Origin of the sequence: Paraburkholderia sp. J67 (assembly GCF_905220265.1) — a bacterium.
Classification (GTDB): domain Bacteria; phylum Pseudomonadota; class Gammaproteobacteria; order Burkholderiales; family Burkholderiaceae; genus Paraburkholderia.
The window spans coordinates 380664-393906 of the sequence record NZ_CAJMZK010000005.1; the positions used below are offsets into that span (position 1 = coordinate 380664).

The following is a 13243-nucleotide window of genomic DNA, read 5'->3' on the forward strand; positions in this document are numbered from 1 at the left end:
CCTCAGCGCCTTAAAACGCTGGCACGCCTGTCAAGGCGCGGCCGATGATGAGTTGCTGAATCTGGGTCGTGCCCTCCGGAATCGGCGCGACGATCGCCTCGCGCGCAAGCTTCTCGACGAGGAATTCGGTTGTGACGCCGTTACCCCCGTGGATCTGCACGGCCTGGCGGGCGATCTTCACGGCGGCTTCGCAGGCGAAGTACTTGGCCATTGCCGCTTCCATTTCGGCTGGCACGCCGGCTTCGATCATCGACGCTGCGCGGTAGGTCAGAAGGCGCGCTGCGTCCACATGGGTCGCCATTTCGGCCAGCATCGCCGCGATCAACTGGTGCCCCGCAATAACCTTGCCGTGCTGGCGACGATCCTTCGCATAACGAACCGCTTCTTCGAGCGCGCGGCGGGCGATGCCCAGTCCCTGAGCGGCGACGAATACCCGCGATCTTTCGAACAGCGAGAGCGTATTGCGCAGTCCCTCGCCCTCGTTGCCGATCATGTTGGAGGCCGGCACGCGCACATCGGTCAGGAAGATTTGGGCGGTGGACTGGCTGTTGAAGCCGATCTTATGGATGCCGCGTACTTCGTACGGATGCTCCTTGCGATCGAGCAGAAAATGGGTCAGCCCCTTGCGCGGGTCATCGCTGGTTCGGCAGGTGCAGATCAGGAAGTCCGAGTACTCGCCATTGCTGATCCAGGTCTTTTCGCCGTTGATGATGAAATGATCGCCATCGCGACGCGCACGCGTTCTGATCTCCAGCACGTTGGAGCCGACGTCGGGTTCGGAAATGCCCATCGAGACGAAGCTGTCTCCGCTCAACAGGCCGGGCAGATAGCGTTCACGCAAATGCGGGGGCGCAACCTTCTCGAGCAGCACGACGCCAAACGAGTTGATCAGCACCGGCACCGACAGGTCGGCCGAGGTGGTGGCCACTTCCTCGAACAGCATCAGCGAAGTCAGCCAGTCCAGGCCCATGCCACCGTTGGCTTCGCTCGCGACGCCCGATACCAGCCCGAACTCCGTCAGCCGTCGCATGATGTCGGCCATCTTGTCGCGCGGCACGAACTTGTCGCGGTATTGCTTGCTGAAGATCGGGTCGATCTCGGCGGCGAGAAAGCGCTTTAGTCCATCGACGGCAGCCTGCTGCTCTTCTGTGCGGAATACATGTCCCATTTTGGTATCCTTATTGTTTCGCCAGGATGTTCACGCCGACCACGGCTTCTTCTATGCCGTACAGGCCGCCGCCGTTTTCCTGGATGGCGATGCGCGCGTCTCGAACCTGACGCTGCCCGGCTTCGCCGCGCAACTGCGTCACCAGTTCGTGAATCTGGCCGAGGCCGGTCGCGCCGATCGGATGGCCTTTCGATTCGAGGCCGCCGGACGGGTTGATCGGGATGCGTCCGCCGACCGTGAAGTCGCCGCGCGCGGCCGCGGGGCCGCCTTCGCCGAAGGGCACCAGCATTAACGACTCGGCGTTGAGTATCTCGCCGATCGCCGAGGCATCGTGCACTTCGGCCACATCTACGTCCTCAGGCGCGACGCCGGCTTGTTCGTAGGCTTTTTTCGCAGCCAGATGGGCGATGATTTTTTGCGGCTCGTCGAGACCACGCGTCGTACCGGTCTGAATGACGCTGGCCAGCACGCGCACTGCGCGGCCAGAATCGCCATGCAGGCGCTTCAGTCCTTCAGCGGTGCACAGCACGGCGGCGGCCGCACCGTCGCTAATCGGCGAGCACATGGCCGTCGTCAGCGGGTACGTAATCGGCGCCGAAGCCAGCACCTGCTCGATCGTCATGGGCTGCTGGAATTGCGCCAGCGGGTTATGCACCGAGTGCTGGTGGTTCTTCGCCGCGACCACGGCGATCTGGTGCTGCGTGGTGCCGTATCGCTTCATATGATTGCGGCAGATGGCGGCATAGACGTCCATGAAGACGCTATAGGGGCGATCGGACATCGTGCCCGGCGGGGGCTCCACGCCTTCGCCCAATGCGAGCAACGTTTTCTTGTTTTCCTCGACAGTGGAGACGTCCCAGCCGCCATCGAACGCGGCAAACATCCTGGCCTTGTCGGCGATGTTCATCTTTTCCGCGCCCACGGCTAGCGCTACGTCGCAGGTTCCGGCCCGCAGCGCCTGCACAGCCAGGTTGAACGCCGAAGAGCCGGCGGCACAGGCGTTTTCGACAGTGAACACCGGAATGCCTTCGATGCCGACGCGGCGCATGGCGATGGGCCCAGGAATCGCGGTCTGCCCCTGGAACTGTCCGTTGGTCAGCGTCGCATAGAATGCCGCGCCGATGTCGGCAGCCTCTGCGCCAGCGTCTTTCAACGCGAGCGTGACGGCCTCGCCGACCATGTCGTATACGCTGCGCTCAAGCAAGCGCCCGAACGGCGTCATGCCGACACCGGCAACATAGATATCGTTCATGTAATTCCCGAAAGAGGGATGAGATCGTGGGTCCGCTTAGCGGCCCTGGAATTGCGGTGCGCGCTTTTCGGCGAATGCCTGCAAGCCCTCCTGCAAATCAAAGCTGCGCAGATGGCGACGCAACATGACTTGCTCGTGCAGCAAGGCGTCGTCGCGGCTCTTGTCGGCGGATAAGCGCGCGACTTGCTTCATGCGCCGCAGCACGACAGGGCTCTTTCCGGCAATCTGGCCGGCCAGTTTCATCGCGGCATCGGCCAGGTCGCCATCGGGATGCACTTCAGTGACGAAGCCGTAAGCCTTCATCTCAGCCGCCGAAAGCGTCTTGCCGGTGAAGAGCAGATACATGGCAACGTTCTGAGGAATGAGGCGCGGCAAAACCGCTGCGCCGCCAGCGCCCGGATAGACGCCAAAGTTGGCATGGGCGTCGCCGATGGCTGCACTCTCGGCAGCGATGACGATGTCGGCGCACATGGCCATTTCCAGGCCACCGGCCAGGGTCAGGCCATTGAGTGCGGCGATCACCGGTTTGGGGAAGTTGCGCAGGCGCGCAAGCGTTGCATCGGCAAGGTCGAGGAAATCGGCTTCGCCGGCCTCCGCCTTCTGGCTGGCGAGCACCTCCTTCAGGTCCGCGCCGGCGCAGAATGCAGGGCCAGCGCCGGTCAGGACCAGGACGCGAAGGTCATCGTCGGCGGCGATCTGCGCCAGGCGGCGGTCCAGGTCGGCCAGCAGCGTCATATTCATCGCGTTCATCGCCGTGGGGCGATTCAGCGTCAAACGCGCAACCGCACCCATGGGTTCGAACAGCAAGGTTTCTTCGGTCATAACGTCTCCGGGTTATGCAGGAATTGTTGTCGTGGCGTAGAGGTACAGACCTGTCCGCAGCAGGAGGTCATCTTAGGCAGGAGGCCATGAGCGCGCGGCTCTTTGGAACGAAAAGTAGATTCCGCAGAGCGATCCGCCGCGATCATTCGGGGAGCGCGCCTGTGAGAAGCGACTGTGGCGGGTGAGTTGTCGTCCCGAAACGGACGAAAGGCAGTGACCGCAAGCGCGCCTTGAAGCGCTCAGCTGCGGTGTAAAATCGATCGCAATACTGTCTGCCAATATCGCTGCGCCTTGAAATCCGACCGCCAACCCTTCATCGTCGAAAGGCAGGAAGCGACGACCATAGCGGGCTACTGCACGGCAATCGCCAAGACCCTGCAAGCCAGCGGAATGGACAGCGAGCGCATCTTTCGCTCCGTCGGCGTGCAACCCCATACGGTGAACGGCCCGATGGTCCGGCTGCCTGCCGCCACCTTGTCCAGGCTATACCGTGCCTGCGTGGAGGCGACCAACAATCCGTATTTCGGCCTGTCGGTCGCCCGGTACATTCATATCTCTCATTTGCATGCGCTCGGCTACGCGCTCGCCGCCAGCAGTACGCTATTCGACTTCTGTCGCCGGCTGGAGCGACACTTCCGGCTGGTGTCGCAGGCGGCAACCCTTCGTGTCATTGAAGAAGGCAACACCATCGCCGTGCGCGCCACCGATTTCAGGATCGAGGTCTGTGGTGAAACGGAAGACGCATTCGTCGGCTTTCTGGTGCAAACGATGCGCATGTTGTACAAACCGGGGTTCAACCCGCTGTCGGTGGAATTCCATCGTCCGATGCCGCGCGAGGGCGACGAGCCGTATCGCGCCTTGATGCGAGCACCGATCAGTTTTTCGAATCAGGCCACGACGCTGACCTTCGACAAACATGAGTTGATGCAGCCGCTCGGCGGAGCCTGCCCGGAATTGGCGCAAGTCAACGACAATATCGCGAATCAATATCTTGCAAGACTGGACAAGAGCGACGTGGTCACCGGCGTCACGCAGAAGATCATCGAATTGCTGCCCTCCGGCGACTGCAACAGGGAAAAGGTGGCCGAAGCGCTCTGCATGAGCCCAGCCACGTTGCAGGTGCGCCTCGCGCAGCGTGGCACGCATTTCCTGCAACTCATGGATGACACGCGCCGCGAACTGGCGTGCAATTACATCCAGCAGGGAACAGGCTCCGTCACTGAAATTGCGTTCCTGCTCGGATTTACCAGCACCAGCAATTTCGCGCGCGCATTCAAGCGATGGACCGGGAAGTCACCCACGCAATTCCGCGACGATCGACCGTAGCAGGAGGTTTCGTCGCAGTCACAATGATCGGTCGATGCCGTCATCGCTGACTTGCTTCTGTGCGGGACTGGACGCTATGGGGTAAATCGAAAAACTGTGAGCGCCCAGTTCTGCCTTATCGCCTCACTTCAGGCAAGTTTATTTGCTACGTTATCCAAACTAAACCTCATAGGTTCGCAGGAGCCGCCTACCGCCTGATACGTTTTTGCATAGATTCGCTCAAAGGCGGCTTGTGCGCGACCGGATGAACCGGATGTCCGTCGCCGAGTCCTGGGAAAAACGCATTCCACGCGGCGCGGACCCCTACCGCGGCCGTCGCGGCTGCATCGAATGTTTCGACATCCGGCGACCTGGCCGGATCCGAAGCCAGTCCACGCCAGTGGGTGAAAACGACAGGCGGCGTTTCGGACCATCCATTAACGGCATACTTTGCGAATGCCGTTTCACCATTCGCCAGCCGAACCTCATACCATCCCTCCCGAACCGGTGTACAGCCATCCAGCGGGAACCATCTCGTCGATTGAAGTCCCATCATGCCCTCCTTGATGCGGTCAATCTGCATGTATCAAGGCGCATTCGTCGTGCCCGAATCCTGGCCGCCGTCCAGGATTACCCTGCTTCGCGTTTCGAATCCATTGCGTCCGATTCGCCGCGCGCAAGTTCCTGCGCGAGATAGGGCGCTGTTCGGCTCGCCGATACCTGTGCCACCTGACGTGGCGTACCGGTGGCCACCACGCGGCCCCCCTCCTCGCCCGCGCCGGGTCCTACGTCGATCACCCAATCGGCCTGCGCCACCGCCCGCATGTCGTGCTCGATCATGACCACCGTATTGCCTGCATCGACGAGACGCTGCAACTGATATAGCGCCGCTGCGCCTCCGCATAGATGGTGCCGAACGCAAGCGAGGATTTGCCGGAACCCGAGACCCCGGAGAACACCACCAGTGCATTGCGCGGGATGGCGACATCCACGTCCTTGAGATTATGTTCGCGCGCACCACGCACTTCCACGAAACCACTGGCTGCACTTTGGGATGAGTCGTTCGAAGCTTGCTTGGGCACTGGCTTCCCTCGCTTTACGCGTTGGTTGTGCCGGTCCAACCAACGCATCGGGTTCGCATCTGGATCGCGCGAAGCAACGTGTTTCAGGCGCGCGGAGAACATGCCGCGATTCATCCGGCACATCTCGACATAGTAGCGCACGATACTTCGCACGATGGCTCACGCCGTGCTGGTGATGAACGCCCGGCCCCGCAGCGCCGCGGATCGATATCAGAACCGCTGACGAATCCCCGCCATGATCGCCAACTGCTGCCGGCCCGAAGCCGCCGTGCCGATATTCGCGATGGAAGCGATCTGCGCATAGCCGGTTCCCGTCGAGGTCGACGCGTCACCTCTCGCCATCTGGTACACGCCCGAGAGATAAACATCGGTGCGCTTGGAAAGGTTGTAGTCCGCCGCCAGCGTGAACTGATGCCAGCGCGGCTTGAGCGACGCGCCCCCGGTTTGAGGCAGACTGTTCGCGCGACCGTCGGTGAAGGTGTAGTCGCCGATCAAGAGCAGCGCGGGCGTCACCGCGTAGCGCACATTCAGATCGTAGTTGCTGAATGTACGGCTCGCGCCGTCACGATAATCGAGCAGCACGTGGCTGTACGCGAAGCCGATCGTCGTTGCGCCAAATGCATAGCCTGCGCCGCCAGCGATGATGGACTGACGCTGCACACCGCCATCTATACCGTAGAAAAACTGGCCGCTGTAGTCATCGCCGTTTGCCGTCGATGCGCCGCCCACCGCGCCCGCCGTGTTGGTCGAAGCGTCGGGGTTGTTGAGCAGCAGATAGCCCACGCCCGCCGAGAACGCCCCGTGCGTGTATGAGGTCGCCACGCCCCACGCGCGGTTATTGCCGAAACCCTGGCCCGCGTCGCCGGACGCCTGATTGCTGAACGCGTACATTCCCTCGAGCGTCACGCCCGCGATGGGATCGCTGCGAAACTTCACGGCATTGTTGATGCGAAAGGTCTGATTCAGATTGTCGGTGTCGCCGATATGCGTGGCCGGAGACCAGATGCCGGAGCCAGCAAAAGCCGACACCAGATCCGTCAGCGGTTCGTACTGCCGACCAAATGTCAGCGTGCCAATACCGTCCTGCGCGAGTCCTGCAAAGGCTTGCCGACCGAACAAGCGGCCGGCCTGGCCAAGGCCACCGTCGTTCACGCGGAAGCCGTTTTCCAGCGTGAACACGGCACGCGTGCCGCCGCCGAGATCCTCAACCCCTTTGAGCCCCCAGCGGCTGCCGTTCACCTTGCCGCTCTGCACCTGGACGTTGCTGCTTCCTTTCTGATTGTTTGTATAAACCACCGACGCATCGACAATGCCGTAAAGCGTCACCGACGATTGCGCGTGCGCAACCGCCGATGCAGCGAAGCAGACCGCACCCGTCAGGGCGGTCAGGGTGAATTGTGTTTTCTTTTGCATGGTCTCGGGATAGGACTTTGATAATGGCGCACTGCCCGCGCGGGCAGGCCGAGCCGCGCCAGAAACAAGGCGCGACAGTGCTCCTGCCCTCGCCTGGATAGCGCGGGCAAAACACGGAGCGTGAACCGGGAGCCCGGGATTCGCCGACGAATCCCGGGCGCTTCAGAGGGACGAATAGCGAACGACGGCGCGCGTCTCAGTCAAGCGCGCCCATGCTGATCAAACGTCGCGCTTCACCTTCAGCGACAGGCACAATGCGCACGCGATAATCGGTCCGATCGAGAGCGTGAGAAGCGGATAGGTGAACCCACCGGTCGCTTCCCTCACCCAGCCAACCAGATACGGCCCGGTAAAGCCGCCGATCTGCGCCACGCCGTTGATGAAAGCCAGCCCGCCAGCGGCTGCGGCGCCGGTCAGGAACTGCGACGGCAGGGTCCAGAAAACGCCGAGCGTGGCCCACAATCCCATCGCGCAAACGCAGAGCGCAAGCAGCCCGAGCAGCGGCGTGGGCGCCACCGCGCTTGCGGCCAGAAAGACGCCGCCGAGCAGCCCCGCGAACGCGGTGTGCATCCTGCGCTCGCCTGTGCGGTCGGAACTGCGCGCAACGAGCACCAGCCCGATGGCGCCAAAAACGAACGGCACCGCCGAAACCACGCCTGTCTGCAACGTCGTGAGTCCGCCGACACTGCGCACGATCTGCGGAAGCCACAGCACGACGCCATAGATTGCGACACCGTTGAACATATAGATCAGCGTCAGCACCCACACGCGCAGATCCTTCAGTGCCGCGAGGAAGGACTGTGCGCCGTGACGGCCAGTTTCTTCGTGCTCCGCGTCGAGTTTCGCGACCAGCCAGTCGCGTTCGTCGTGGCTGAGCCAGCGGCTCGCGCGCGGCGACTGTGGCCGGTCGACCAGATAGAAGAACGTGACGATACCGAGCAGCACCGCCGGTACACCCTCGATCAGAAACATCCAGCGCCAGCCCGAATAGCCGAACCAGCCATGCGCCGCGCCGATGATGTAGCCCGAAAGCGGCGCGCCGAATACCGAAGACAAAACCGTCGCCAGCATGAAGCCCGCAACGGCCTTGCCGCGCTCCTTTTTCGGGAACCAGTAGGTGATGTAGAGCAGGACGCCGGGCGCGAAACCCGCTTCAGCCAGCCCCAGCAGGAAGCGCAGCAGATAGAAGCTGTGCGGCCCTTGCAACGCCGCCATCGCGCAACAGACCAGACCCCAGCTCACCATGATCCGCGCGATCCACACGCGTGGCCCCACGCGGTCCATGATGAGGTTGCTCGGCACTTCGAACAGGATGTAGCCGATGAAGAAAATGCCCGCACCCAGGCCATACGCCTTCGGATCCAGCCCAATCTCGCTGTTCATCTCCAGCGCAGCAAACCCGACATTCACCCGGTCGAGATAGTTGACGATGAACAGTAGAAAGCAATACCACACGATCCGGGTGTGCAGCTTGCGAATCACCGTGCGCTCCATTGCGCCATCTGCGGCCGTTCCCACCGCCGCCCTGCCCGGCCTTAGCTCCACCGCCGACCTGTTTGCTGACATCTCTCCTCCTCTCCGCGCTACGGATGGCACGCTTCAGTGCCTATGTTGCGTCCACTTCGGACACAGAATTGAAAATCGTTGCGCTATGGTATTCTAGAAACTAGTATCCCAGTTATGGCGGTTTTCCCGCATAGGCTTGTCAGCTAAACGAAGGCATTCGAAAGGAGACGATAGTGACAAACAATCTGGCCACACGGCTGAAGCAACCCGGGCTGATCGTGGCCCCGGGCTGCCACGATGCATTGGGCGCGCGCATCATCGAGCGTGCAGGGTTCGACGCGGTCTATATGACCGGCAATGGCTTGTCGGCGGCCCTGATCGGCGCACCCGACATCGGTCTGCTCACCATGACGGAGATGGTCGAGCGCGGCCGCGCCTTCGCCGATGCCGTGACGATCCCGGTGATCGCCGATGCCGACACCGGTTACGGCAACGCGAACAATGTGCAGCGTACGGTTCGCGCCTACGAGGCGGCTGGCGTCAGCGCGATCCATCTGGAAGACCAGGTCACGCCCAAGCGCTGCGGCGCGATGGCCGGCCTCGCACTGATCTCGCCCGAGGAGCACGCCGACAAGATTCGCGCGGCATGCGCAGCGCGCCGCAATCCCGACCTGCTGATCATCGGCCGATCGGATGCGCGCATCCCCAATGGCTTTGCCGATGCGCTCGCGCGCGGACGCGCGTACGCCGCAGCCGGCGCCGATATCGTGCTGCTCGAAATGCTGCAATCGGCGGAAGAAATCAGGGAAGCGGTCGAGACCATAGACGCGCCGCTGATGTTCAACTATGTCGACGGCAAGGCCCCGCCGCTGACGGCGAAGGAATTCGAGGCGCTTGGCGTAAAGCTGCTCGCGTTTCCCGTGTCGGCCACGCTCGCCTACGCGCAAATGATGACGAGCTTCGTCGACCACATCAAGGCGCACGGCACCACCGCCGATGCACCGCAAGCCCGCATGACGCTTTCGGACTACGAAACGTTGCTCGGCAAATCCGACTACGTCTAACGCAGCTACTACGAATTGATTGGAGAGACAACCATGAGCAAGCATCAAACGCTGGCGGGACTCGTCGTTGCGGTGACCGGAGCCGGTCAGGGCATCGGCCGCGCAATGGCCCTGCGCCTCGCGCAGGAAGGCGCGAAACTCGCGATCGCGGATATCAACGGCGACGCTGCGCAGGCCGTCTGCGAGGAACTGCGCCAGCGCGATGTCGAAGCCATCGCGATCACCGTGGACGTCACCCGCCAGGCGGACTGTGAAAAGATGGTCGCGTCGGTCGTCGAGGCTTACGGACGCATCGACATGATGATCGCCAATGCGGGCGTCATTCAGGTCAAGCCCTACCTGGAGATTGGCGAAGAGGACTGGGACAAGGTCTTCGCAGTCAACACCAAGGGCGTGTTCCTGACGACCCAGGCCGCTGCGCGCCAGATGCAGAAGCAAACGCCGATCGCCGACGGTCGGCCGAAGGGCAAGATCGTGACGCTGTCGTCAATCGCGGGCCGTTACGGTGCAGGACCGATGGCGCCGGTCATTCCGCATTACCGTGCGAGCAAGGCGGCTGTCATCAGCATTACGCAGTCGGCGGCCTACACCTTCGCACCCGATATCACGGTCAACGCAATCTGCCCAGGCCTCGTCGAGACCGATATGTGGAAGCTGATCGATCAGCAATGGACCGCCATCGAAAACTGGGAATCGGGGCAGGCGTGGAAGCAACGCGTGAGCGCCGTGCCGCTCGGACGCCCGCAAACGGCGGACGACGTCGCGGGCCTTGCCGCCTTCCTCGCCTCGAAAGACTCGGACTACATGACGGGCCAGTCTCTCAACATCGAGGGCGGCCTCACGATGAGCTGATCAGGCCGGCGTTGCCTGACGGGGCCGGCGCTTCCTGAGCGCCGGCGCCCCGCTGCCGTCGGGTGCGCCCGCGGGAATCTGACCGCTCTCCACGGCACGCAGATAATTGGCCTGCGTGCGCATGATGTGCTGAACGAGCACGCTCTCGATACGGTCGATATCGCCCTTCTTCCACAGCGCGATGATCTCGTGATGATCGTCGAACGATCGCTGCGGTTCGCCCTCGACGTGCCCGGCAAGATGCGTGCGCAATGCGCTCACGCGTCCGGACGCCAGCAGGTAGGCAGACTTCAGATACGGGTTGTCGCAGTGATCCAGAAAGGCCGCATGAAACTGCGTGTCGGCGCGGGCGTAGGCGCGGCTGTCCTTTTTCTTCTGGGCCTGTGCCATCTCCGCCACGGCGGCATTCAGGCTAGCGAGCGCAGCCTCCTGGTGCCGCGCCATCGCCAGGCGCGCCGCCTTGACTTCGAGTGTTGCGCGGAACTCGCAGAGTTCGCCGACATCGGTGGCCGTCGCCGTAAACACAAACGTGCCGGTTTGCGGAACGATGGTGACCAGCCCCTGGTATTGCAGCGTGCTGAGCGCTTCGCGGATCGGCGTTCGGCTCACGCCGAGTTCCGTCGCGAGGGTGTCCTCGGATAAGGCCTCGCCCAGGGCGAGTTCACCGGTCATGATCGCGTCACGCAACCGCTCGGTGACAACACCAGACAGAGACCGCGGGCGCTCAATCGCAATTTTTCGAATCATGTTGCGGAAAGGTTTACTGTTTCTACCATGTTAGATGGTAGCACCGATCCGCTAACGGGACGTCATCCGGCCTATGACGAGGAACGGGCGCGATCGCACCGTGCGATCGCGCGATAAGGGCTCGAAGTGATCAATGCAGCGTGCAGACGCTGCTGACGCCCTCATCATCAGACGAGGCCTGATCAAGGATCGCGCAGCGGAAGTCAAACTTGACGCGAAGAATCGCCGATTCAACACGCGCATCTCCGCGATGACCGATCAGGCGAGTATTGATCGCCTCCTCGACGGCGAGAATCGCCTGGTCAATGCTCTCCGGGTCATCTCTATCGAATCCGACCTCAACCTCAATGCTCTCCAGCAAGTTCAACGCTGTTCCAATGTCTTCAGAGGCGACGAAAAGTGTCTCGGCGTTTTCTCTCATATGCCCTCCCGTTGGGTTGCCTGGAGTATGCAGACCGTGCGAACTGCACGACTATCGTTGCACATCCCGAGCATACCTGCGCGCCACAAAAAAAGTATTTGGGTTCGAAACAACGGAAGGGTTGCCGTACAGGGTGAAGCGAATAGAATCGAAGATTCCAGCTTGATTCCCTGGTCATTGCGCTCGAACTGAAACCGCCGTTCAAGTCACCGCATCGACGGCCAGCCTATCTCCCCCCTGGCACTGCATCTGCGCCGAACACAATCGTCAGCGTGCGATTCGCCGTGTGAGCAAGCGCCTCGACCTGATGCGCTTCGTCGAGAAGCAGCACCTTGCGATAGCGGCCCGACAACAGCATCGCCCACACATACGCGTCGAGCCAGTCGGTCGACAGCCCGCGCTTGGACAGCATGACGAATGAGCCGATGCCGCGCAGCTGACGGATCTCGCGCGCGATCGCTGCGAGAGAGGGGTCGCGCGCCGCCGCTCGCAGCAACGCATTGAGCGATGCCAGTCCAGCAAGGTTTTCCTTTTCGCCGAACGTCAATGCGAGCGGCGTGGACTGCTCCGGCGATAGCTGCTCGAACGCTTCGACACGCCCGCGCAGCCGGCGGCACAGTTCGGCAAAAGTCGCGTTGATCAGATCCTGCTTGGTGCGAAAGAAATAAGTAACCGACGCGAGCGAGACCCCTGCCATCGCGGCAATTTCCCGTTGAACCACATGTTGCGCGCCCTTGCGCGCGATGGTCGTGAGTGCCGCGTCAAGGATGGCGCGCGCGGTTTCGTTCGCAGGGGCTTCGCGTTCGACCGCCGCGGCGGGTGTGTCACGCAACACGGCGGGCTCCACCGGTTGTCGGGCGATACGCCGGTGCAGGCGTTCGGCCGGCCCCGTGATCCAGGCGGAGCGCACACTGGCGTCCGACTCGCACATCAACAGTCCCAGCAAGCCGAGCGCGAGCTCCGCCCACGCATCGGCCGCGTCCTCCGCCGCCCCGAAGCGCTGCGTGAAATCTCGCCAGTAAGCCCACTCCCGCTCGATCTCTTCGAGCGCATACGCGTGCAATGACGGTTCGCGCTCCGTCGTCACCTCTTGCTCCAGCTCCTGCAGCAGCGTCGCAAGTCCCCGCTCGCGGGAAAGACGCGCCTGTAGCAAAGCCGCAAATGCGTGGGGCAGATCGGCCCAACTGGGCAAGGCCTCGAGGCATGCAGCCAGTGCTCTCTTTCGTTCGACATCCGCGCGAATCATGGCCTGGCGGTAGACCTGCGACAGCAGTTGCTCGCGGCCGCCGAAATGATAGTTGATCGCGGACGGGCTGCCGCCGGTGTAAGCGGCGAGCGTGCGCGCGCTGAGCGCATCCAGACCGCGTTCGCACGCGAGCGCGAGCGCGGCGCCAGTCAGTCGGTCCGCCTGGTCCTTGTGGGCGAGCTGAGCCTCCGTCATCGGGTCTCCCTGTACATCCGTTCGGTGTTTGAAAGCATATTGGACAGTTGTTCGATTCTAGTCGCTCTGTATGTCACGCGTGGGTCGACTATGTTCGCCTCGACTCGTGGAGCTATATCTCACAAATTCTAACTATAAAGCGCTGCTTCATCAGATTGAAATCGCCGCTT

Annotated in this window: 13 protein-coding genes and 1 pseudogene; 3 read left to right on the plus strand and 11 right to left on the minus strand. The window is 62.2% G+C overall.

Annotation, left to right across the window (positions count from 1 at the left end; genetic code table 11):
• Window positions 1-10 precede the first annotated feature (10 nt).
• From U5782_RS13260 to U5782_RS13270, 3 genes are read right to left on the minus strand one after another with little or no spacing between them, the layout of a single operon-like run.
• The gene (locus U5782_RS13260) at window positions 11-1168 is read right to left on the minus strand and encodes an acyl-CoA dehydrogenase family protein (RefSeq protein WP_322044266.1); all 1158 of its coding nucleotides are present in this window, start codon (window positions 1166-1168) and stop codon (window positions 11-13) included.
• 10 nt (window positions 1169-1178) lie between these two features.
• Window positions 1179-2420 (minus strand): thiolase family protein, encoded by a 1242-nt coding sequence (locus tag U5782_RS13265; protein WP_322044267.1) that lies wholly within the window; start codon window positions 2418-2420, stop codon window positions 1179-1181.
• Between the two features lie 36 nt (window positions 2421-2456).
• Window positions 2457-3242: an enoyl-CoA hydratase/isomerase family protein gene (locus U5782_RS13270; RefSeq protein WP_322044268.1), complete on the minus strand. Its 786-nt coding sequence runs from the start codon at window positions 3240-3242 to the stop codon at window positions 2457-2459.
• A gap of 291 nt (window positions 3243-3533) precedes the next feature.
• Here U5782_RS13270 and U5782_RS13275 point away from each other — a divergent pair, with 291 nt between their 5' ends.
• Window positions 3534-4568, plus strand: a complete 1035-nt coding sequence (locus tag U5782_RS13275; RefSeq protein WP_322044269.1) for an AraC family transcriptional regulator — start codon at window positions 3534-3536, stop codon at window positions 4566-4568.
• A gap of 187 nt (window positions 4569-4755) precedes the next feature.
• On the opposite strand, the gene U5782_RS13280 is transcribed toward U5782_RS13275, so the two are convergent.
• The 5 genes and pseudogenes from U5782_RS13280 to U5782_RS13300 all read right to left on the minus strand — a co-directional run bounded on the left by U5782_RS13280 (window position 4756) and on the right by U5782_RS13300 (window position 8608).
• Window positions 4756-5103 (minus strand): hypothetical protein, encoded by a 348-nt coding sequence (locus U5782_RS13280; protein ID WP_322044333.1) that lies wholly within the window; start codon window positions 5101-5103, stop codon window positions 4756-4758.
• A gap of 74 nt (window positions 5104-5177) precedes the next feature.
• Window positions 5178-5387, minus strand: coding sequence for a DNA helicase UvrA (locus tag U5782_RS13285; protein ID WP_415914314.1), 210 nt, complete (start codon window positions 5385-5387; stop codon window positions 5178-5180).
• A gap of 41 nt (window positions 5388-5428) precedes the next feature.
• A pseudogene (locus U5782_RS41630) lies at window positions 5429-5629 on the minus strand (hypothetical protein); the annotation flags it as partial.
• Window positions 5630-5839: 210 nt separating this feature from the next.
• The gene (locus U5782_RS13295; protein WP_322044271.1) at window positions 5840-7042 is read right to left on the minus strand and encodes a porin; all 1203 of its coding nucleotides are present in this window, start codon (window positions 7040-7042) and stop codon (window positions 5840-5842) included.
• Between the two features lie 219 nt (window positions 7043-7261).
• The gene (locus tag U5782_RS13300; protein WP_322044272.1) at window positions 7262-8608 is read right to left on the minus strand and encodes an MFS transporter; all 1347 of its coding nucleotides are present in this window, start codon (window positions 8606-8608) and stop codon (window positions 7262-7264) included.
• A 173-nt stretch (window positions 8609-8781) separates the two neighbouring features.
• On the opposite strand from U5782_RS13300, the gene U5782_RS13305 reads away from it, so the two are divergent.
• Both U5782_RS13305 and U5782_RS13310 read left to right on the plus strand, forming a co-directional pair.
• Window positions 8782-9612, plus strand: coding sequence for an isocitrate lyase/PEP mutase family protein (locus tag U5782_RS13305; protein ID WP_322044273.1), 831 nt, complete (start codon window positions 8782-8784; stop codon window positions 9610-9612).
• Window positions 9613-9645: 33 nt separating this feature from the next.
• Complete coding sequence (locus tag U5782_RS13310; RefSeq protein ID WP_322044274.1) at window positions 9646-10464, plus strand: glucose 1-dehydrogenase; 819 nt, start codon at window positions 9646-9648, stop codon at window positions 10462-10464.
• Here U5782_RS13310 and U5782_RS13315 read toward each other — a convergent pair whose 3' ends face one another.
• The 3 genes from U5782_RS13315 to U5782_RS13325 form a co-directional block, all read right to left on the minus strand.
• Window positions 10465-11211, minus strand: coding sequence for a GntR family transcriptional regulator (locus tag U5782_RS13315; protein WP_322044275.1), 747 nt, complete (start codon window positions 11209-11211; stop codon window positions 10465-10467).
• A gap of 130 nt (window positions 11212-11341) precedes the next feature.
• The gene (locus U5782_RS13320; protein WP_322044276.1) at window positions 11342-11632 is read right to left on the minus strand and encodes a hypothetical protein; all 291 of its coding nucleotides are present in this window, start codon (window positions 11630-11632) and stop codon (window positions 11342-11344) included.
• A gap of 226 nt (window positions 11633-11858) precedes the next feature.
• Complete coding sequence (locus U5782_RS13325) at window positions 11859-13073, minus strand: TetR family transcriptional regulator (protein WP_322044277.1); 1215 nt, start codon at window positions 13071-13073, stop codon at window positions 11859-11861.
• Window positions 13074-13243: the final 170 nt, after the last annotated feature.

Coding starts and splice junctions, on each gene's coding strand:
- U5782_RS13260 (WP_322044266.1), bottom strand. CDS start 1,168: ATGGGACATGTATTCCGCACAGAAGAGCAGCAGGCTGCCGTCGATGGA.
- U5782_RS13265 (WP_322044267.1), bottom strand. CDS start 2,420: ATGAACGATATCTATGTTGCCGGTGTCGGCATGACGCCGTTCGGGCGC.
- U5782_RS13270 (WP_322044268.1), bottom strand. CDS start 3,242: ATGACCGAAGAAACCTTGCTGTTCGAACCCATGGGTGCGGTTGCGCGT.
- U5782_RS13280 (WP_322044333.1), bottom strand. CDS start 5,103: ATGATGGGACTTCAATCGACGAGATGGTTCCCGCTGGATGGCTGTACA.
- U5782_RS13285 (WP_415914314.1), bottom strand. CDS start 5,387: ATGATCGAGCACGACATGCGGGCGGTGGCGCAGGCCGATTGGGTGATC.
- U5782_RS13295 (WP_322044271.1), bottom strand. CDS start 7,042: ATGCAAAAGAAAACACAATTCACCCTGACCGCCCTGACGGGTGCGGTC.
- U5782_RS13300 (WP_322044272.1), bottom strand. CDS start 8,608: ATGTCAGCAAACAGGTCGGCGGTGGAGCTAAGGCCGGGCAGGGCGGCG.
- U5782_RS13310 (WP_322044274.1), top strand. CDS start 9,646: ATGAGCAAGCATCAAACGCTGGCGGGACTCGTCGTTGCGGTGACCGGA.
- U5782_RS13315 (WP_322044275.1), bottom strand. CDS start 11,211: ATGATTCGAAAAATTGCGATTGAGCGCCCGCGGTCTCTGTCTGGTGTT.
- U5782_RS13320 (WP_322044276.1), bottom strand. CDS start 11,632: ATGAGAGAAAACGCCGAGACACTTTTCGTCGCCTCTGAAGACATTGGA.
- U5782_RS13325 (WP_322044277.1), bottom strand. CDS start 13,073: ATGACGGAGGCTCAGCTCGCCCACAAGGACCAGGCGGACCGACTGACT.